Source organism: Anabaenopsis sp. FSS-46 (assembly GCF_029891665.1).
Taxonomy (GTDB): Bacteria; Cyanobacteriota; Cyanobacteriia; order Cyanobacteriales; family Nostocaceae; genus Anabaenopsis; species Anabaenopsis arnoldii.
Genome location: NZ_JANQDG010000136.1, coordinates 12913 through 31986 on the forward strand (window position 1 = coordinate 12913; position 19074 = coordinate 31986).

Sequence of the window (19074 nt, forward strand, 5' to 3'; positions counted from 1 at the left end):
ATTATCTCCGCTTCCACCAAATAATAGCCGCCGTTACCAACCCCAATAATGGTAATAGTAACAAAGATGAGAGTGCTAACAGATTAGCTTGGAAAACGCTCAAGTTAATCCGGCGGTTTCTGGGTTCCTTCGGACGAATAGAAAGGGGTTGTTGGTCCTGTTGACTTAACCAAGTCACCGAGTTAAGAAACACATCCCCATTTAGTTGCTGTTCAAATAAGCCATCAGTAGCAAATTCCGAATCTCCAATCACTACTAACCGGGATTCCATCCTCCGTGCTGGGGGTTTTTCTTCCCCTTCAGTGGGTGTGGTTGGTATTGTTTTAGTCAAAGCCACACCTAAAGTCAGAGGTCCGGGGATATCTGTTTCGGGGTTAAACTCTAATTTTTCGCTTTCCTGGTCGCTTTCAGCCCAACTGTCAGGATAGGGTTTAGTTTGTAGTAAAATAGTTGATTTAATTCCAGCTACAGGGTTAATTTCTAAAGGTCTTGCTAATCGATAAAAGGAAATACCATTACCAAACTCTTGTGTAATAGGATGTTGTCCATAATCAGTGACAATCGGAACAGCTGGGCCTAGTCCTACCGCAGATCCGGAAACATCCACAGCTAAACGGTTGTCTAAAATAACACCCCATTCTTTAAGTAAACCCTCAAGATTAGTCTTAGTATTGGGGTCAATCATTAATAGGACATTTCCACCGCCATTCAGATAATCTTGTAGGGCCTTGACTTCCCTATCAAATAATTCTCGTTTAGCACCAGCTACGACTACAACAGATACATCTTTTGGAACTTGAGATTTTTCTCCTAAATTCAGTGGTGAACCACTATAATTTATATTGCTTAATCCCTGAATAGCTTGTGAAATTCCCCCTTGACCTGATGTTAAGGAATGTTCGCCATGACCTTGCACAAAGTAAACTGGAGTTGTGCTTATACTGTTAACTTGTTGCAGACGATTTGTTAATCTAATTTCTGACAACCGTTCATTGATATTTAGTTTTTGGACTAATTGGCGGTTATCTCCCGATTCTAGGTACACTTCCCCATAATCTTGAACACCAAATTTATTTGCTAGAGTTGGTCTAGCTTGGGGGTCTAAATACTCAAATTCAAACTTGGAACTTTCTCGCCGATAGTTTTCTAGTAGTTCCTTGTCTAGGGGATTTCTGTTAACATCAAATATCCATACTTTAACTGGTTTTTCTAACCTCCTGACTAATTCTTGAGATTGAGGTGCTAGGCTAAATAATTGGGTTTCTGTTAAGTCTTGACGCAGGTAATAACGAGTGCCCAAAAAGTTAAGTAACCCCACAATTGCGAATACAGCTACAATGACAATCAGAGCATTAGCACCTGCTTGAGTGGAACGACTATTCCACCATTGATATTGCTGAGTTTGCAATACTATCCACAAACTAAGGGTAATAGTTCCTGCAATCAGGAATATCAGGGGGATGATTCCCCAGGTTTCCCCTACTATTCCAGATGTTAACCCGACAGCAAGTAAAAATAATCCTAAAAAAAATAAGTATTTTACCGGTTGGTTTTTTTTGATAATTTTCATTTGTAATTACTGATTAGTCATTGTTTCCCTAATTACCGCCGCCCAAAGCGCAGTGCATCAATTGACTGGGCCGTGAGAAAAATACCCAAGAATATATAACTACTGAATAAAATCACGGCGCTGCTATCGAAAATACCTTGAATCAGGGTATTGTAATGTTTTAATAATGAGAAATGACCTAGTATTTCTCCCATAGTTCCACCGATCCCCTTAGCAATCACATCAACAAACAATAATAATAAAATTACCGCGAAGGTGAGGACAGCAGATAAAATAGTGCTGTCGGTCAGGGAGGAAATAAACATTCCTAATGATAATATTGCCGCAGCTAGTAAGATTAAGCCCAAATTCCCTAGTAAGGTAATTGTGGGCGACATAGGTGGGTTAGATGCACTGATGGCGATCGCCTGCAAGATAAATAAGGGTACAATCAGGGTGGTAAAGAATGTGAGTACACCTAATAATTTACCTACTGCTACCGCCCAGTTAGTCACTGGTGAGGTGGCTAACAGTTCCAAAGTACCCAGCTTGCGTTCTGACCCATACAATCCCATAGAAAGTGTAGGTAAAATAAATAACAGCAACCACCCCAATCTATCCAGGAATGCACGGATAAATTCATAGGGGACATCTATAGGTGGGATTGGTATATTTAGCTGTTGTCCTTGGAGGTCTACTTGGGCAACAGTTGGTAAAATCCCATCAGGCCCTACTAAAATTGTTACAAAGAATAACCCCGCTATCAACCAAAATACACTGGCGATCGCATAGGCAAAGGGAGAGATAAAATAACTCTGTAACTCTCGGCGATAAATAGCAATAATATTACTCAGCACTATACCCATTAAAGCTCCTTAGTTTGGTGAATCTGAATCTAGATTTTTTTCTGCTGTAGTCAATTGCAAAAATACATCTTCTAGGGTAGCGCTAACACGTCGCATTTCATGTAATCCCCAACCCGCAGTGACCAATGTTGCAGCAATATCTTTTCCCGCTTCCATTCCAGGTTGGGAAATTACCCGCAAGTGAGCGCGGTTGTCATCACATGGATGATTACTAGAAACAGATTCTACCAGACTTACACCGGGGATATTTTGCAAAGTTTGTGTTGCTAAATCACCATCTCCCTCAATTTCTATTTCATATGCTGACCCACCTGATAACTGGGTCATCAGGTTTTCTGGTGTATTCGTGGCCACAATTTTACCCCCGTTGATAATAGCGACACGGCTACAAGTCATACTCACCTCCGGCAAAATGTGGGTAGACAGAATAATGGTGTGAGTACCAGCGAGACTTTTAATTAAATTGCGGACTTCAATAATTTGTCGGGGGTCAAGTCCCACAGTGGGTTCATCTAAAATAATTGCTGGTGGGTCGTGGACGATCGCCTGAGCAATACCGACTCTTTGGCGGTATCCTTTAGATAGTTTGCGGATAATTACTTGGCGCTTATCTTCTAAGTTACAGCGTTTAATCGCTGCTGTTACCTTCTGGGGGCGATCGCCCGGGGGAACACCTTTAATTCTGGCGACAAAATCTAAGAATCCCTCCACGGTCATTTCTGGATATAACGGCGGTGTTTCCGGTAAATAACCAATGCGTTGGCGAACTGCGAGGGAATTTTCATGAACATCAAAGCCAGCAATTGCGGCTTTACCCTTGGTAGCTGGTAAATAACCCGCTAAAATCCGCATGGTTGTAGTTTTACCCGCACCATTGGGGCCGAGAAATCCTAAAATTTCCCCAGGTTCAACCCTAAAGGTAACATCATCAATAGCTGGGGTAGAACCGTAAGTTTTACACAGATGTTCGACTTCAATCATCGTTCTGCTCGCAAGAAAATAAAATAGAGAATACCCAACAATCTTAGATCACTTGGGGAATTGTCCTCATCTCAGGTACTGGGACTGGAAATTAAGTAACATACAACAAAAGGTTTCTCACCTCACCTCGCTTCTGACCTATATCAAATTCTCCCTTCTCCTTGCTCAGGAGAGGGGTTGGGGGTAAGGTTGTATACTTTATCAAATCCGCACTATGTCCAACCAACGCAAAATTCAAACTATATACACCGATGGCGCTTGCACTGGTAACCCTGGTCCTGGGGGTTGGGGTGTAGTAGCTTATTTCACTGATGGCGCAGTTCATGAAATGGGTGATGTTGCCAATTATACGACTAATAATAAGATGGAGATGACAGCGGCGATCTCAGCTTTAAAATTCTTCCATGAATATCGACAAAGTGAACCCATTATCCTGTATACCGATAGTGAATATCTGATTAACTGTATCACCAAGTGGTTACCAGGATGGAAAAAAAAAGGCTGGAAAAAGGCTGATGGTAAACCCGTCCAAAACCAAGACCTATTAGAAATTCTCGATCAACTGAATACTCCACAAATAAATTGGCAGCACGTGCGCGGGCATTCTGGTAACATAGGTAACGAGCGCTGTGATGTGATTGCTCGCTCATTTGCCAGCGGTCAAATCCCATCTCTACAAGAACTATCTCCTACTGATTCCTATAAATCTTTACATTCTTTAGGTGAAGGCGACTGGGAAAAGGTAGCCTGTTATGAATCTAAATCTACAATAGTTCACAAAAGTACACAAGAACACAGTACTTTTATGTCAGATATAAATGCCATGGAACCATCCACTGTAACAGATGCGGCCACAAATGAAGAACAACTATCGACAACAAGGGTCAAACAACTGAGAAACTTGGTGGAGACTCTGCGTATAGCTGACGAGATTGCCGAAAAAGGCTATTTAATTACCAGTTCCGAACTAGCAGACTTGATGGATGTCCACGCCAGCGCCGTCACCAGTCGGGGAGACGAGTGGCGCTGGCGCAACTGGATTGTGTCACGGGTCAGACGAGAAGGAAATCAAATTCTCTGGGAGTTAGAACGAGGCGATCGCCTAGAAACGGAAAATGAAATATAACTAAGCAATCAGTTATACTTCCTCCCCCGCCATTCCCTGGGGGTGCGCAATGCTGAGAGGAAGATTCGCAATACAGCTAGAGGGTCAGCTAAGGGAGAAAGCCAAAATAACCAACCACCTTGAGCAGTTTTGCGGTCGTAAGAAGGTGCGATCGCAAAAACCAGAGCAAAACGGATGACCAACAGAAATATATTTAACCCCAATAAGAGGGGTGGGGAGGAAACTAACAAGCAAGTAGAGACAAGCAACAGAGGTAAACCTTGCACTGCAAAGAGTAACCATAAATCACCCCACACTTGACCAGGTAGAGATGCGTCTTTTAAATCCAGACTGCGACCCCATTCCTTCCAAGTTTCCCTTGCTCCCTCATACATCCGCACTTTCAGCACCCGGGAGCCATCCAGGAAGCCCACTTTAAACCCTTGCTGTGCAATATGTCGCGCCAAGGTAACATCATCACAAAAAGAACTACTAGCACTAGTATAACCACTGACGGCAGCCAAAACAGCACGGCGACACAAAAAGCATTGACCATTAGCCATCACCCTTTCCGGCTGGGTCGTGGTAATTCCCGCCGGGTCGAAGCGATAAAGCAAAGTCATTAATAATGCCGGTTGCAGCCAGCATTCACCGGGATACTTGAGAATGAACTGGGGTGAGAGGGAAATTAAATCATATCCCTGGGCTTCTGCAGTTTTCACCAAACTAGCAACTAGTCCCGGATGTGGTTGGGTATCAGCATCCATCCCCAGAAACCACTCACTTGCTTCGGAACTATACAAAAATCCGTTATGTAAAGCCCAGGGACGACCCACCCAATTAGGCGGTAAGGGGTCATCTGTGATTAACCGAAAGCGCGGATCTTGCTGCTGTGCAGTTTTCACTAAATCCGGGGTTCCATCTTGGGAATTACTATCTACGACAATAATTTCCCGCACTTCGTAACTTTGGCGGCTTAAGCCAGATAACAGCGGACTAATACGCAGGGCTTCGTTAAGGGTGGGAACTACAACGCTCACACTACCGAGAAGTTCCGGTGTTGGCTGTTGGGGTGTAATGGGGGGATACCTTCTTGGCCCCTTCAACAGACGGGAAAGTAAAATCGCCGTTGCTGGTATTTGAATAAGTAGCAATAGAAAAGTTATGACGCTTTCTACTGTTAAAGCGTTTTCCACAATAAAAATATCTAGCAATGAAAATGGTGATTACACAAAAAATTGGGCAGGAGACATGAGTTTTTCCTTGTCTTCGGTAGTCTTCCTGTCCCCTAATTTTATTTCAAGGCAACTTCGATGTTTGCCACTGAAATTTGGTTGGTGGTTGATTGGGTATCAGTTTGGTTAGATACTGCTGACCCTTTTAACCACAGTGCTAGCGCTGGACCTACTCCTAGGAAACAGCCCAATACTACCGGGATGGAGAATCCCGCCGCTAAACTCATGACTGTAGCAAAGCCAAAGTTGGCTAAATATACTACTAAGGGTAAATTCAGCTGCGATCGCTCAAATTTGATGGGGTTGTTTTTCCATAGTAAGGCGGAGACGGTCATAAACACCGCACCAGTACCCCACCAACCCGCAAAGTTTTGATAAGGCATTCCAAAGAAAGCCCCCGGTTGATGCCAATACCAGAAGGGTAGAGAAGTTTGGCTCATGGCAGGATCAAGCACAAAATCCCAGGAAGTCAACAGCAAGGAACCTAAAGCAATAGCAACAATATGTCGCCACCAACTGGGTTTTGTGTCCACTTCTAACCCAGCACGGGCTAGTAGGTAAGAAACGCATCCCAAATAAAACCATGATAGGGGAATTGTGAAGGGCACTAAACCAGAAATTTTATAGCCCAAGCCGCTCAAATAGCTATAGTGACCGAAAGGAAATCCTGTACTGGTTCCCAGTAGTTCACTGGTCAGGGAAATCAATATTGCTGGCAGCATAAATGCCAAAATTCTCCCTAACCCTAAGGTGCGCAAACCATACAAAAATACAGCTGCGGTTCCCAAGATCATATAGACTACACCACCTCCAGCCATACTCCACTGCATGGCAGTTTGTCCAATTTCAGAGAAATGGAAAATTACTTCGGCATTCGGCACTACTATTAGTATGCCTACCAATCCAAAGACCATTGACACGATGTGGCCAATTAGGCCTACGCGCTCCGCGATTACAAGTTGTTTCATGATCAGTCCTTAACAAGATGTGACGTGTGGCTGCTGGGCTGTTAATAGTTTACAAATATTTACGCAAATATTTAACTAGTTTGTACCATTATTCCCCTGGAAGTTGTTAATTTTTCTGAGTAAGTGCATCATAACCTATTGAACTTATACTGTTAGCAGCCAATTACGGCAATCATGGCGGGTGAGAGGATGATTGTTTTGCTCACTGGTGACGACCAACACGCGATTCACGAACAGATCAAGCAATACAAAGCAAAGATTGATTTTCAATCTCAAACCCCTTAGTTGTTTAAGTCAGTCAAGGAAAGTTGGTTAATTCCTCAATTAGATGAATCAATTTTTACTTTGAGTTTGTATGCTTGCATGATCTTCTGAATAAAAATCTGTTTTTATCTTATAGCCTTTGTCAGTCTAGTGAGGTACAGTAACAACAATGGGTAAACCAATTATAAATATCCCATCGTTGTAATGTCTTGACTGACACCCCAATTTTCTTTGCCAACTCATGAGGTTTAAACATAAATACACTTATAGGTTTGTAGATAAGTGTATAGGTTTGTCAATTTAATTTTCAACTAGGCTACTACTCTTTGGGTCTCTTTTTCTGAGGCGTGCAATGTTTTTTTTTAGGCTAATTTCCATCTTCTGTAACATCCGGTCTACTGTAGATATACCAATTGTTATTCCTGTTCTTTCTTGAAGAATTAAGCGAATTTCTCCCAAGGTGGCATCATTCTTGGCTTCAACTATTTCTTGGAGAATATTAAGTTGTTGAGAATTTAGCTTTGTAGGAGTTTGTTTTATCCTCCGTTTAGGAGCAATACTTTGTGTTTCTCTATATTGCTTTAGTAATTTCTCCACAAAACTTAAACTTACACAGAATCTTTTTGCTAATTGACGTTGTGATATTCCACTTTCCAAGTATGTATCAAATATTTTTTGGCGAAAGTCGAGAGAATATGCTTTCATTTTTACCATTAAGTAGATGGACAGCCTTATCTTAATCAGTGTACCTCATTAGACTGGGAACCGCTATATAGCAACCGCCAAGGAGGTTAAAACCCAAAAAGCAAGACATCCTCAATCGCATCTCGTGCGGATTCGACTTTTTAACCAAGACCAACATTTTTCAATGGGTTGTCCATTCCTGACTCATCGAGGTATACAATCTTCTCCACAGGTAACTTAGACAACTGCGTTACGAAAGCCTGTCGTTTGACCTCATCGCGCTCACGGTAGCCATAAGTGTTTTTTTTCGCCTAAAACCAATTTTTTTCAAAGCTCTTGAGATTGTGCGATCGCTAATTTCTTCAGGCCAAAGTCAGGCCATCTCTACTTGGGTTTTATCGCCATGTACCGAAGCGAACTCACGAAATTTTTCCCATCGGTTTTTCGCTTCAACCATAGGGTGATGGTGTTGCGACTAATATTAAACATTTGACTGGCTTGAGTTTTCTTCAAGCCATCGAGTTCAATCCCTTGGATTACTTTTTGACGAAGGTCGTAACTGTAAGGCTTGGGCATATACCTGTAGCAAGCGATCGCTTCACATGAAAAGGGACTACTTATAGTTTATGCTTAAATTACCTTGGCGGTTGCTATATTTGCGGATATCGCACTGGAGAACATAACGACTGGAACGAGCAAATTCAAGGATGTTTGTATGGATTTAATCACCGAATTAATCATTCTATAATGGCTAGGCCAACCCGTCTTAGATTGAATGTTAGTTTGAAAACACTACCTTGGATTTCTTTAGTACTCGTCTCACTGAGTTACAGTACATTGGGTTGGGTGTTATCAGATAATAATGCCCCTCTTTATCTGTGGATATTACTTATATTAGCTATTTTAGTTTTAGTGGCGAGCTTAACTGTTTCTGTGTCGGTAATCTCAAAATATTCTAGTCTATTAGTTAGCTCAAATCTCAGGTCTTTTACTGTTGCCACTCTAGGCGCTTTATTGTTTTTTATGATGCTAGCTTGGTTCGGTATATTTCTGGATATGTTGCTGATTATTTGTGCGGGTATCTTGGCGAGAATTGACTGTCAAACCGCTGGTTTCACACAATTACAAGCTTTTTTAATTATCTTGCTCTTTTCATTAGGGGGTTTAGGTTGCGGTCACTTACTATACTTGGTATCTTCAGGGTATGTGTAGTGGTTGGAGAGGGTGGGGATTACCCACCCAAGCACATCTAAACTGTAGCTGTCTCCCCTGGGGTTGCAACTGGATAAACACTAACTTTTTTGCGGGCTTTACCTTTTCTCTCAAAGGCTACTAAACCATCAATTAAGGCAAACAAGGTGTCATCGCTACCAATACCAACATTGTTACCGGGGTGAAATTTGGTTCCCCGTTGACGTACGAGAATGTTTCCCGCTAGTACGGTTTGACCACCGTAGCGCTTGACTCCCAAGCGTTGAGCATTAGAGTCGCGTCCGTTACGAGTACTACCTGTTCCTTTCTTATGAGCCATAATTACCTCTTGTGTTTTCTTTCTTTATTATTCAGCTACAGCTTCTACAGGGGAATTATCAGTATTCGTATCGGCTGATACCTCTTCTGGAGCAGTAAATACCGCACCATTCAGGGTGATGGAATCAATCATCAGTCTAGTAATTTCTTGCCGATGTCCGCGTTTTTTGCGGGTTTTCTTTTTCGGCTTCATTTTATAAACTATGACTTTGCGGCCTCTCAGATTCCTGAGAATTGTTCCTTCTACCGTCGCCCCTGTTACTAACGGCTGTCCTATGGTGACTTCGCCGTCATGCTGCACTAGTAATACTGAATCTATTGTAACTTTTTCGTCGGCTTCGATATGGAGCAGTTCAATATCGTAAAAGCGACCAGGTTCAACTTTTAGTTGCTTGCCGCCAGTTTCAATAATTGCGTAGGTCATGAAATTGTCCTTGAAGTTGCCGTACAGGTAGCTGGCTTTAAAGGCGATCGCTCGCTGTTGCTAGCTTTTGTGTATGTCTACCTGATCCGAGCAGGAATAAGACAAACAATCCATAACTATACTTATATTAATCTGCTTATGTCAACTGTGATTGAGGGGTTTAGTTGAGTTTTAAATATTACTATAAGGTGTTGAGTTTTGAACAACCAGTTCAAAACTCAACAGGGGAATTTGTTAATTTCTCGCCCCTAACTTTTGACCGACACCATTTTTTTGTGCTGGGTCGTCTGCGGGTAATTCCACACCAAAGACCCGCCCAAAAGCCTTTTCTACTTTGTAGCCAGAATCAATGGACTCTAAGGGGTCTTTGCGGAGTCTATGACGCAGACATAAAGTAATTACACGTTTGATATCATCAAGAGTGACTTCGGTCCGACCTTCAAAAGCGGTTAATGCTTTGGCTGCGCGGTTGGTAACAATATCACCACGCAAACCATCAACATCTAGTTCTGAACAAATTTCGGAAATTTTCACCCGCTGCTCGTAGTCAAGTGTGACTTGGGGCAACAAATTCTGAGCATTGACAATTTTTTCTTGTAATGCTTCCTGTTCAGATTGATATTTTTGCAGAAATTCAGCCGGATTTTGGTCAAATTCCGCCCTTTGTTCCACAATCTGCACCCTTAAAGCAGGTTCTTTGACGGTGTGAATTTCTGCGTGCATCCCAAAGCGGTCTAACAGTTGGGGGCGTAATTCACCTTCCTCGGGGTTCCCAGAACCTACCAGCACAAACCGGGCTGGGTGGCGAATAGAAATTCCTTCCCGTTCTACAGTGTTCCACCCACTAGCAGCAGAGTCGAGTAATACGTCTACTAGGTGGTCATCTAGCAAATTGACTTCATCCACATAGAGAATACCTCGGTTAGCCTTGGCTAGCAATCCCGGTTCAAAGGCTTTCACACCTTCAGATAAAGCTTTCTCAATGTCGATGGTACCACAAACTCGGTCTTCTGTAGCTCCCAATGGTAGGTCTACCATTTGAACTTTTTTATGAGTCACGGGTATTTCCGCCCCCTGTTCCACCATCTGGCGAACTTCATCGCTCATCACGTCGGGGTCTTTGGGGTCACTATTGAAGGGGTCATTGGCCACAACTGGGATTTCTGGCAATAAATCCGCCAGGGCCCGGATAGTCGTGGATTTACCGGTGCCGCGATCGCCCATAATCATTACACCACCGATTTTGGGATCAATCACGTTCAACAGCAGCGCCAGTTTCATTTCTTCCTGGCCCACAATTGCTGTAAATGGGAATACCACGCGACGCGCACTGGCCGTGGATTGAGCAGTTGGAGTCACTAAATTACCTTAACAATATTTTTCTTATTACCGTTCTCTATTGTGCCACAGTTAGGAGGTGAAGAAGCGACTACAGCAGGTTGGTAATTTCAAATCAGCCTCTGAGGTAGTGACACTGCATGGAAATTTAACTCAAATTTATTTAGATGTGAGTTCACAGTCGAGCGCGTTAATTTAAGTACATAGTTAATTTAATTTAAATAGCCCCGGTCGATGAATCAAAACCTTAATTTAACTTCCAGCCAAGAGTTCCCCACTCATAAAAATCACAGTTTTTCCCCACTACAGCTATCTGTGAAGCCATTGATTATCTTTACTCTAGAGCTGCTACTAGCAATACCCCTGGGTTTAGTCTTAGTCAAATTACACGTGGGCGGAATTGCTTGGATATTTGGGGGACTAGCCTCGGGTGCTATAGTTTTACAAATATGTCGGATTGTATATCAGTATGATCCCAGTCCTAATCGCCGGGCCCGCAAGGTGGGAATGGCACTTGTAGGCTTAACTGTGGGTGCATCCAGTAGTGGTAGCGATTTAACGGGTTTGGCTTCTGGGATTCCTGTATTTATTTTTCTGACTTTGTTCTTAATAGTTTGTGGTATCTGCATTGGCTACATCTACTCTCGCTTGAGTCAAACCAATTTATTAACCTCTATGTTGGCGACGGTTCCCGGTGGTGTGGGAGTTATGTCATCTATTGCTGCGGATTATAATCGTAATGTCACCCTTGTAGCTTTGGTTCAGGCTATTCGTGTTACATCTGTTGTATTACTGATTCCATTCATTGCACGGTCATCTGTTGCTGATGTTCTCCAGGCTGAAACTTTACCTGTGACAAATACAGTAGTAAATTTTGACCCGTCTCAATTAGGCTTCCTCTGTTTGGCGCTGCTAATTACGGCGTTGGTAGTTTATCTGGCTGGATTATGTAAACTCCCCGCTGCTGAGTTTTTTGGTGCATTATTAGTTGGTCTGGGGTTTAATCCTTTGCTCCACTGCATACCTGTTTTGGCTGATGTGACTTTTAATCCCCCCGGGTTGATAAAATTATTAGGCCAAATGCTTCTGGGAATTACCATTGGTGAATATTGGGGAAAGAAACCTAATATTGGCACAAGAGCCATTAGTTACGGTTTTATGTCTGTGGCTATGACTCTAGCTGCTGGTGCGATCGCTGCTATGCTGGCCATGCAGTTAACTTCTTGGGACTGGTTAACTTGTCTACTGGTTACCGCACCAGGAGGAGCGCCAGAAATGATCCTGGTGTCACTGACATTAAATCATGATGTCGAAATTGTCACCACTGGTCATTTAATCCGACTGATTGCTATTAATAGTTCCCTACCCCTGTGGATCTTTTTGTTTCGCCGTCTTGATACCCAACTTTCTGAGTCAGTTTAATCCCCCAATGTTTCCATGACTAATCACCAAGAATTAGATGCTCATCAATGGGTCAAAACTCGTTCATCCGATCCAAAAAAGCTAACTAATGCTAACAAAAGTTGGCTTTTTCTTCGGTGTTTCACCCTAGCAGTGTCGGCACTATCTAGTCCACAGGCTAACACGATCAATCTGACCGCTTCTTTTTTTTAAATTAATCGCCGCGTTTAAATCTCTATCACTTTCAAAGCCACAACTATCACATTTAAACACTCTTTGAGATAATGACAGTGATGATTTCTTTTCTCCACAACTTGAGCAAGTCTTACTACTGGGATAAAATCTATCCACAATTACTAACTTACTGCCATACAGTTGTGTTTTATATTCCAACTGCCTTCTAAATTCATAAAAGCCCATAAAATAATCGGGTGCAGGGAAAATTTCAAGGTAAATTTCCCGCGCAAGTTGAGGGAGATACTACAACTTTTGTTTTTGATATTTTTCCTACCTATCCTAATCCCTTGGGCGCAAATCCCAAGTTTGCTGAATATAGCCCATATCCCATTTATCAGGCTTCGGAACTATTTAAGTTGGCTGTAAGGTCACTGATTTTACACACTTACCCTGCTTACTTCAGGATGAAATTAATACCCGTGTTCCTCTGTACAAGGAAGCCCCAAAGGCTGTTTTAGATGCTGAGGATATGACCTCGTGGCTATACTTCCAAAAACACTTTCAGGCTTACCTCGCTGGTGCAATTTTCCCCTTACCCGAAGCCGAAAGGTTATAATCGTTAAAATTTCTGCATATTGTGGCTCTTGGGGTCAAAGCCCCTAGAAAACCGCGTGCTGTCATCATAGCAAGCCCCAGTTAAATCAGCTCCATACAACTTGGTTAAATTCAATTTCGCCCCCCGGAGATTCGCCTGGGTCAGTTTCACTCCAGATAAGTTAGCCCTGGTTAAGTTGGCTCGCGCTAAATTGGCTTGACTCAGGTCTGCTCCCCACAGTTTGGCTTGGGCTAGGTTGGCTTGACTCAGATCTGCTCCCCACAAGTTAATTCCCGGTAGGTAGGCGGCTATGAGCTTGACTCTACTTAAGTGGGCAGCGGGGAAATACCTCTGGCCTGCGTTATAAAGTCTGATTAGTTCGTTAGCATCCATGAGTTTCTTGTGTGAAATCTCTATTTCTAGGATAGTCTGCAATGGTTTTTAACGCAGAGGGGCGCAAAGGTACGCAAAGGTACGCAAAGGTTATTTTTTCAGGGAGATTACTTCAAAATCAAAGGCACCAATTAGGCGGTTATCAATGTAAACCTGTATTTGATGCTGACCACCAGGATCTCCAGGAACCATTGTCCAAAAGTTATCAATAGTACCGTCAGTAGTATACACTGTCCGGGTTGTTACAGCTTGCATACTATCAGCTGATAAGGACAAGCTTTCACCATCCTCTGTAGCCCATGTTTCTGGAGGTTTTGGCAATCGCAGCACTTCTCTCCATGTCACCTGACCTCGGTAATTCTTTAGTTGAATCCTCCATCCGTATTTACCACCTTGGTATAATAATACTCTGGTTGTCGGAGTAAAGTTACTTTGACCTTGGGGGTCAACTCTGAGTACTCCAAACTCTGCTTTACTGGGGGTAATCAGTTGCCTGCTGCTGGAGTGATGGGACTCTCTACCATTATCTGCTAAAGAAGGCAAGGCTGTAGACGCTATGAACCCACATATCAAGATGGAAGATGTTATTACAATCCTCCCAGCCCAATTTCTATTTACCACAGCAAATCTTTTTGGTCGGTTACTGCTATATATTCATCTATTCTACTTGGTTTCCGGGGTCATTACCACAATAATTCCGAATCAAGGCGACAGGTGTATTTCCAAAATGACTATGTACAGAAATTTTTGTAACCATTCTGTACCAGGGAACACCGGAATACAAAAATATTCTGTATAGGGGTTTATAAATGGTTTACATAAATTACATGACATTGCCGTTATGAACATTACTATATATGGATAAGTTGCCGGAAGTATTTTCTCAATAAATAGTTATCATCAGTAATGGTCTATCTATTGTTAGTGTGAGTTGGCAACATATAATTTTACTTATATGACCTATCTAATATTTATTTAATAATTACCTGTTGCCCACCACAAGTGTTGAATGTTAAGAAAGAGGTGATAAAAATAGCCCAAAATATGGTAAATTTTGGGCGAAGGATTAAAATAAATTAATTGATAATGATTATAAATTCATTTCCCAAGATTGTCAAAGACATCCTCAGACCGTTGCCAAAAATGGAAGACCCCGAATACTATAAACTGCGTAACTATGCCCTAGATTTTCTCTTTAACAGATTTGCTCACGATGATGTGGGTTAATTTTGTTCAAAGTTGTGTTTCTGATTGTTGCACCTGTTCACCAGGACTAGGGAAGCAAACTGGATCAAGGGATGGACTAGGCGAATTTAACTGCGGTTGTTGCGATGACGCTTCCATATTGCTATCACTGAAGTATGAGCCGACAATCTTGTCATAGTTAGAAGCAACTGCTAAAAATACGCCACCTAAAATATAAATGGGTAAGGGAAGGTTGAATTTTTTTAACCAGTCAAACAGTTCTGCTACAGCAAATAACAATAAAAAACAAGCCAGCCAAACCCTCATTTTTCTCTCCCCTGTGTACAACTGTATTTTTAGGGTGAGGGCAAATACTCACCCTGATTTATTGGTTAAATATATCACGTTGTTTTTAAGCCGGTTTATGAGCAATAAAATACTTGCTCATAAAGTGCACCTGGGTGGAAATATTCTCAAAACCAGCTTGCTCTAAACGTCCTACTAGGTCATCATGTGTATAATCCCGATAGTAAGGTTCATGGAACAGTAGGGGGAAAGATTCCATGTTTACAGTAAACTCAGGTGAGTCACTCATTTGAATGGAATCGCAAATGACGAACACTCCCCCCGGTTTTGTGACTCGGAAACATTGTTCAATCACTGTTTGACGCACTTTTGCTGGTAACTCATGGAAGAGGAAGACGGAAGTTACCCCATGAAAGTAGTTGTTTAAGTAGGGTAACTCTTCAGCGTTAGCTTGTAAGAGTTGGGGTAACTCTCCAGGAATTTCCGAGAGTTGTTGATTGGCTTTGCGTAAATATGCTGGTGATAAGTCCACACCATACAAGGATGCTTGAGGTAGAGACCCCCGGAGCATCCTTAATGTTCTTCCAGTCCCACAAGCTACGTCTAAAATACGTATTTGTTTTGCTGGTAGGGAATTAAAGGCTTTTAACCCCTGCTTTAAAGGGGACAGTATCCGCCTTCGCATGGGGTCAGCTGTGCCACTAAACAGGATTTCTACCTGTAAATCATATAGGTTGGCGGAATTGTCGCTTAAATAGCCGTTGGTTTGGTTATGGAAGTTCTGCACATAGTAGCTGGGGTAACCATCTGTTTCTATTTCTGGGGAAAATTCTTGATGTTTCTTTTGTTCGGACCGCTCCCAGATTTGCGGTAGCTCTAGGCATACCATGGGATAGTAACGGAAAAAATCTGACCATGGTTGGTCAAATAGCAGGCTTTCGGGATATACCCCTTTTTCTGTATCTTGCCAATCTGTTTCTAGTAACTGATTTATTCTTTGCTGTAGTTTGAATAAAACCTCCTCAGTCATGGGTTTCCCCCTTTGTCCTAGGGTGGGATGAATCAGATTCATCAGCCTTGAACTTAAAGTTTTGTGAATTACACCAAAATAAGTTTTACCTTGTTGAAAGGCTTGATAACTCAGCTTAGTTAAAGTCTCAGACATGAAAATACTCGGGTATTGAAGGGGATTTATTACTTTTCTCAATTATATGTAAAAAATTGTAACGAACAAAACTCTCTGTGTGAGATCATGGCTAACTGGACAAAATGTAAATTTTTGTAAATAAATTCCAATTCTGTAACTTTGGTTACAGAATTGTTGTTAATATAGTGGGGTAGTAAATGACCATTGATTACGAGAACCATAAGGGAGACTGTGTTATGTCTATTCAAGATAGAAGTCGGATGTTGGCCATGCGTCAATATCAGCAGGTGAAAAACCGTCAGCAGTCGATGCTAATGCGTGCGGCACAAGAACTCGGTCTTCCTGAAGAATTATCGGACTACTGGAGTCCCATTCAAGGGAAAATTGACCCCACCACGCGCTTAATTTATGAAAGTAGCCATGTTGCTATGAGCTAGTCTCAAGATGATTAAAGTTCCTGTCTACCAAATTTTTGACTGTGATTAGTAAAAAAAAGCCACCCCAGCAGGGTGGCTAAATATTCACTGCTAAATTAAGTTAGCAGTCGTAATAGAGGTAAAACTCATAGGGGTGAGGACGTAGCTGCATCTGCTTAACGTCATTAGCTAGTTTGTAGTCAATCCAGTTTTGGATGAAGTCTTCTGAGAAAACGCCTGTTTCTGTCAAGAAAGCATGATCATTTTCTAATGCTTCCAATGCTAATTCTAGGGAACCCGGAGTTGAGGGAACTTTCGCCAGTTCTTCTGGAGAGAGTTCATAGATGTTTTTATCTAAGGGTTCACCGGGATGAATTTTGTTTTTGATACCATCTATACCGGCGCAGAGCATGGCCGCAAATGCTAGGTAGGGGTTAGAAGTAGCATCAGGACAACGGAATTCTAAGCGCTTGGCTTTGGGGTTGTCGCCAGCTAAGGGAATCCGTACGGAGGCAGAACGGTTACCTTGAGAGTAAGCTAGGTTAACTGGTGCTTCATAACCAGGTACTAGGCGCTTGTAAGAATTAGTTGTGGGGTTGGTGATGGCTAAAAGTGCGGGTGCGTGCTTGAGGATACCACCAATGTAGTACAGGCCCATTTCACTCAAACCAGCATACTTGTCACCAGCAAATAGAGGTTTGCCATCTTTCCAAATGGATTGGTGACAGTGCATACCAGAACCATTATCGCCAAAAATTGGCTTGGGCATGAAGGTTATGGTTTTGCCGTATTTCTTGGCAACGTTTTTGATGACGTATTTATAAGTCATCAACCAGTCAGCTGCTTGTATTAGGGTACCAAAGCGGAAACCTAGTTCGCACTGACCACCGGTGGCGACTTCATGGTGTTGTTTCTCAATGGGTACGCCACAATCTCTCATGGTCAGTAGCATTTCGGTACGGATGTCTTGGAAGCTATCCGCGGGTGATACTGGGAAGTAACCTTCTTTGAAGCGTGTTTTGTAACCCAAGTTGGGGCTTTCTTTTCTCCCAGTATTCCAAGCACCTTCTACTGAGTCTACATGGTAGTAGCCTTCATGGGCGTTTTGGTCAAAACGGACATCATCAAAGATAAAGAATTCTGCTTCAGGCCCAAAGAATGCTGTATCACCAAGCCCGGTAGAAACTAAGTAGTCGATCGCCTTTTGAGCAATCACACGGGGACAACGGTTGTACCATTCCCCTGTCCGCGGTTCTTTAATACTACAAACTATACTTAATGTTGGCTCTGTCATGAAGGGGTCGATCCAAGCTGTGTTGGAGTCGAGTACCATCATCATGTCTGATTCGTTGATGCTTTTCCAACCCCGAATACTGGAACCGTCAAAGGGTACGCCATCTGAGAAGGAACTTTCATCGATTTGGTCATGGTAGACAGTTAAATGTTGCCAAGTACCTAGTGTATCGATGAATTTCAGATCAATCATCTGAATTTTTTGGTCTTGAATCATCTTCAAGACTTCTTTTGGGGTTGTCATTTTTACTCCTTCTCTACCAATTTTCTAAAGTAAAACTAGAATCTTCCAAAGCATCCTCACCCAGATGATCTGAATTAAGTTGTTGATGACACACTTGGAATATCATAAATCCTGGACATTAAAGAATTTTGTATTTTTTGTTACAGCTTATCTGGATTACAGGTTATATTAACCTTTTCCGGAACATCTGTACAAAACTTAAACTTCATCTCATCAGGGGTCAACTTTGGCATAGAATCCTTAATTAGCGGGTAATCTGTTTTTGTGCGGCATTTTATTTTAAATACAATGGCACAAAAATTTACCGGTGCATGACTGCAACCAAATTAATATCAAAAGATAGCATTTATTGGGAGAAGAAAGAATGCGCGATGCAGTAACAACCTTGATTAAGAATTATGACGTTGCTGGAAGGTATTTTGACCGGAATGCGATCGACAGTTTAAAATCTTACTTTGAAAGTGGTACGGCACGGGTACAAGCTGCTGCTGCGATCAACTCTAATGCGGCGGCGTTGGTTAAACAAGCTGGTTCTAAGTTGTTTGAAGAACAACCAGAGTTGATCCGTCCCGGCGGAAATGCTTATACAACCCGTCGTTATGCGGCTTGTCTGCGGGATATGGATTATTATCTGCGCTATGCTACTTATGCCCTGGTTGCAGGTAACATGAATGTTTTAGATGAGCGGGTACTCCAAGGACTGCGGGAAACTTATAATTCTTTGGGTGTACCTATTAGCCCTACGGTTTTTGGTATCCAGATTCTCAAGGGTTTGGTTAAGGAACAAGTTGCAGCTGCTGGTATTACTGATACTAGCTTTGTTGATGAACCTTTTGATTATATGACTCGTGAGTTGAGCGAGCAGGATGTTTAGAAATTAATTTTTGAATCAGGGATAATATAATCACCGCACTTTGGCTTTTTTGACAAGGTGCGTTTATTGTTTTTAATGTGACATGAGAACCCAAATTTA

20 protein-coding genes and 3 pseudogenes are annotated in these 19074 nt (G+C 42.2%); 7 read left to right on the forward strand and 16 right to left on the reverse strand.

Annotation, left to right across the window (positions count from 1 at the left end; genetic code table 11):
• Position 1: 1 nt before the first annotated feature.
• The 3 genes from NWP21_RS16790 to NWP21_RS16800 are packed head-to-tail and all read right to left on the reverse strand — an operon-like array spanning position 2 to position 3396.
• On the reverse strand, positions 2-1570 hold the full coding sequence (locus NWP21_RS16790) for a Gldg family protein (protein WP_280793561.1): 1569 nt from the start codon (positions 1568-1570) through the stop codon (positions 2-4).
• Between the two features lie 32 nt (positions 1571-1602).
• Positions 1603-2415 (reverse strand): ABC transporter permease, encoded by an 813-nt coding sequence (locus NWP21_RS16795; protein ID WP_280793562.1) that lies wholly within the window; start codon positions 2413-2415, stop codon positions 1603-1605.
• A gap of 9 nt (positions 2416-2424) precedes the next feature.
• Positions 2425-3396 carry an ABC transporter ATP-binding protein gene (locus NWP21_RS16800; RefSeq protein WP_280793563.1) on the reverse strand — a complete coding sequence of 324 codons (972 nt, stop codon included), beginning with the start codon at positions 3394-3396 and terminating at the stop codon, positions 2425-2427.
• A 214-nt stretch (positions 3397-3610) separates the two neighbouring features.
• Between NWP21_RS16800 and rnhA the strand changes: the two genes are divergently transcribed.
• On the forward strand, positions 3611-4522 hold the full coding sequence (gene rnhA / locus NWP21_RS16805; RefSeq protein ID WP_280793564.1) for a ribonuclease HI: 912 nt from the start codon (positions 3611-3613) through the stop codon (positions 4520-4522).
• A gap of 8 nt (positions 4523-4530) precedes the next feature.
• On the opposite strand, the gene cruG is transcribed toward rnhA, so the two are convergent.
• From cruG to NWP21_RS16825, 4 genes and pseudogenes are all read right to left on the reverse strand, one after another.
• The gene (cruG, locus tag NWP21_RS16810; RefSeq protein ID WP_280793595.1) at positions 4531-5697 is read right to left on the reverse strand and encodes a 2'-O-glycosyltransferase CruG; all 1167 of its coding nucleotides are present in this window, start codon (positions 5695-5697) and stop codon (positions 4531-4533) included.
• Positions 5698-5795: 98 nt separating this feature from the next.
• The gene (gene cruF / locus NWP21_RS16815; protein WP_280793565.1) at positions 5796-6704 is read right to left on the reverse strand and encodes a gamma-carotene 1'-hydroxylase CruF; all 909 of its coding nucleotides are present in this window, start codon (positions 6702-6704) and stop codon (positions 5796-5798) included.
• A gap of 564 nt (positions 6705-7268) precedes the next feature.
• On the reverse strand, positions 7269-7673 hold the full coding sequence (locus NWP21_RS16820) for a transposase (RefSeq protein ID WP_280793566.1): 405 nt from the start codon (positions 7671-7673) through the stop codon (positions 7269-7271).
• A 167-nt stretch (positions 7674-7840) separates the two neighbouring features.
• Positions 7841-8228, reverse strand: a pseudogene (locus NWP21_RS16825) (IS630 transposase-related protein); the annotation flags it as partial.
• A 171-nt stretch (positions 8229-8399) separates the two neighbouring features.
• Between NWP21_RS16825 and NWP21_RS16830 the strand changes: the two are divergent.
• Positions 8400-8864 carry a hypothetical protein gene (locus NWP21_RS16830; protein ID WP_280793567.1) on the forward strand — a complete coding sequence of 155 codons (465 nt, stop codon included), beginning with the start codon at positions 8400-8402 and terminating at the stop codon, positions 8862-8864.
• 37 nt (positions 8865-8901) lie between these two features.
• On the opposite strand, the gene rpmA is transcribed toward NWP21_RS16830, so the two are convergent.
• The 3 genes from rpmA to bchI form a co-directional block, all read right to left on the reverse strand.
• A complete protein-coding gene (rpmA, locus tag NWP21_RS16835; RefSeq protein ID WP_271730906.1) occupies positions 8902-9183 on the reverse strand; it encodes a 50S ribosomal protein L27 in 282 nt (93 codons plus the stop codon).
• A gap of 27 nt (positions 9184-9210) precedes the next feature.
• Positions 9211-9606 (reverse strand): 50S ribosomal protein L21, encoded by a 396-nt coding sequence (gene rplU, locus NWP21_RS16840; RefSeq protein WP_280793568.1) that lies wholly within the window; start codon positions 9604-9606, stop codon positions 9211-9213.
• A 234-nt stretch (positions 9607-9840) separates the two neighbouring features.
• Positions 9841-10965 (reverse strand): magnesium chelatase ATPase subunit I, encoded by a 1125-nt coding sequence (bchI, locus tag NWP21_RS16845; RefSeq protein WP_280793569.1) that lies wholly within the window; start codon positions 10963-10965, stop codon positions 9841-9843.
• A 213-nt stretch (positions 10966-11178) separates the two neighbouring features.
• Between bchI and NWP21_RS16850 the strand changes: the two genes are divergently transcribed.
• Positions 11179-12366, forward strand: coding sequence for an AbrB family transcriptional regulator (locus tag NWP21_RS16850; protein ID WP_280793570.1), 1188 nt, complete (start codon positions 11179-11181; stop codon positions 12364-12366).
• Positions 12367-12507: 141 nt separating this feature from the next.
• Here NWP21_RS16850 and NWP21_RS16855 read toward each other — a convergent pair whose 3' ends face one another.
• Entirely contained in the window at positions 12508-12738 is a 231-nt protein-coding gene (locus NWP21_RS16855) for a transposase (protein WP_280793571.1), read from the reverse strand.
• Positions 12739-12749: 11 nt separating this feature from the next.
• Here NWP21_RS16855 and NWP21_RS16860 point away from each other — a divergent pair.
• A pseudogene (locus NWP21_RS16860) lies at positions 12750-13138 on the forward strand (DUF1838 family protein); the annotation flags it as partial.
• Between the two features lie 3 nt (positions 13139-13141).
• On the opposite strand, the gene NWP21_RS16865 reads toward NWP21_RS16860, so the two are convergent.
• Positions 13142-13510 carry a pentapeptide repeat-containing protein gene (locus NWP21_RS16865; RefSeq protein WP_280793572.1) on the reverse strand — a complete coding sequence of 123 codons (369 nt, stop codon included), beginning with the start codon at positions 13508-13510 and terminating at the stop codon, positions 13142-13144.
• Positions 13511-13600: 90 nt separating this feature from the next.
• Positions 13601-14131, reverse strand: a complete 531-nt coding sequence (locus NWP21_RS16870; RefSeq protein ID WP_271734753.1) for a hypothetical protein — start codon at positions 14129-14131, stop codon at positions 13601-13603.
• A gap of 447 nt (positions 14132-14578) precedes the next feature.
• Here NWP21_RS16870 and NWP21_RS16875 point away from each other — a divergent pair.
• A pseudogene (locus tag NWP21_RS16875) lies at positions 14579-14737 on the forward strand (bacitracin ABC transporter ATP-binding protein); the annotation flags it as partial.
• Between the two features lie 6 nt (positions 14738-14743).
• On the opposite strand, the gene NWP21_RS16880 reads toward NWP21_RS16875, so the two are convergent.
• On the reverse strand, positions 14744-15022 hold the full coding sequence (locus NWP21_RS16880) for a hypothetical protein (protein WP_280793573.1): 279 nt from the start codon (positions 15020-15022) through the stop codon (positions 14744-14746).
• An 85-nt stretch (positions 15023-15107) separates the two neighbouring features.
• Positions 15108-16166: a class I SAM-dependent methyltransferase gene (locus NWP21_RS16885; protein ID WP_280793574.1), complete on the reverse strand. Its 1059-nt coding sequence runs from the start codon at positions 16164-16166 to the stop codon at positions 15108-15110.
• A 218-nt stretch (positions 16167-16384) separates the two neighbouring features.
• Here NWP21_RS16885 and NWP21_RS16890 point away from each other — a divergent pair, with 218 nt between their 5' ends.
• Complete coding sequence (locus tag NWP21_RS16890) at positions 16385-16585, forward strand: hypothetical protein (RefSeq protein WP_280793575.1); 201 nt, start codon at positions 16385-16387, stop codon at positions 16583-16585.
• Between the two features lie 100 nt (positions 16586-16685).
• Here the strand turns inward: NWP21_RS16890 and glnA are convergent, their stop codons facing one another.
• Entirely contained in the window at positions 16686-18101 is a 1416-nt protein-coding gene (gene glnA / locus NWP21_RS16895) for a type I glutamate--ammonia ligase (protein ID WP_280793576.1), read from the reverse strand.
• 364 nt (positions 18102-18465) lie between these two features.
• Here glnA and apcB point away from each other — a divergent pair, with 364 nt between their 5' ends.
• Positions 18466-18975 (forward strand): allophycocyanin subunit beta, encoded by a 510-nt coding sequence (apcB, locus tag NWP21_RS16900; protein ID WP_271763448.1) that lies wholly within the window; start codon positions 18466-18468, stop codon positions 18973-18975.
• Positions 18976-19074 lie beyond the last annotated feature (99 nt).

What these genes read in the sequence shown, in the direction of transcription:
- NWP21_RS16790 (WP_280793561.1), bottom strand. Translation starts at nt 1,570, where the DNA reads ATGAAAATTATCAAAAAAAACCAACCGGTAAAATACTTATTTTTTTTA.
- NWP21_RS16795 (WP_280793562.1), bottom strand. Translation starts at nt 2,415, where the DNA reads ATGGGTATAGTGCTGAGTAATATTATTGCTATTTATCGCCGAGAGTTA.
- NWP21_RS16800 (WP_280793563.1), bottom strand. Translation starts at nt 3,396, where the DNA reads ATGATTGAAGTCGAACATCTGTGTAAAACTTACGGTTCTACCCCAGCT.
- rnhA (WP_280793564.1), top strand. Translation starts at nt 3,611, where the DNA reads ATGTCCAACCAACGCAAAATTCAAACTATATACACCGATGGCGCTTGC.
- cruF (WP_280793565.1), bottom strand. Translation starts at nt 6,704, where the DNA reads ATGAAACAACTTGTAATCGCGGAGCGCGTAGGCCTAATTGGCCACATC.
- NWP21_RS16820 (WP_280793566.1), bottom strand. Translation starts at nt 7,673, where the DNA reads ATGAAAGCATATTCTCTCGACTTTCGCCAAAAAATATTTGATACATAC.
- NWP21_RS16830 (WP_280793567.1), top strand. Translation starts at nt 8,400, where the DNA reads ATGGCTAGGCCAACCCGTCTTAGATTGAATGTTAGTTTGAAAACACTA.
- rpmA (WP_271730906.1), bottom strand. Translation starts at nt 9,183, where the DNA reads ATGGCTCATAAGAAAGGAACAGGTAGTACTCGTAACGGACGCGACTCT.
- rplU (WP_280793568.1), bottom strand. Translation starts at nt 9,606, where the DNA reads ATGACCTACGCAATTATTGAAACTGGCGGCAAGCAACTAAAAGTTGAA.
- NWP21_RS16850 (WP_280793570.1), top strand. Translation starts at nt 11,179, where the DNA reads ATGAATCAAAACCTTAATTTAACTTCCAGCCAAGAGTTCCCCACTCAT.
- NWP21_RS16865 (WP_280793572.1), bottom strand. Translation starts at nt 13,510, where the DNA reads ATGGATGCTAACGAACTAATCAGACTTTATAACGCAGGCCAGAGGTAT.
- NWP21_RS16880 (WP_280793573.1), bottom strand. Translation starts at nt 15,022, where the DNA reads ATGAGGGTTTGGCTGGCTTGTTTTTTATTGTTATTTGCTGTAGCAGAA.
- NWP21_RS16885 (WP_280793574.1), bottom strand. Translation starts at nt 16,166, where the DNA reads ATGTCTGAGACTTTAACTAAGCTGAGTTATCAAGCCTTTCAACAAGGT.
- NWP21_RS16890 (WP_280793575.1), top strand. Translation starts at nt 16,385, where the DNA reads ATGTCTATTCAAGATAGAAGTCGGATGTTGGCCATGCGTCAATATCAG.
- glnA (WP_280793576.1), bottom strand. Translation starts at nt 18,101, where the DNA reads ATGACAACCCCAAAAGAAGTCTTGAAGATGATTCAAGACCAAAAAATT.
- apcB (WP_271763448.1), top strand. Translation starts at nt 18,466, where the DNA reads ATGCGCGATGCAGTAACAACCTTGATTAAGAATTATGACGTTGCTGGA.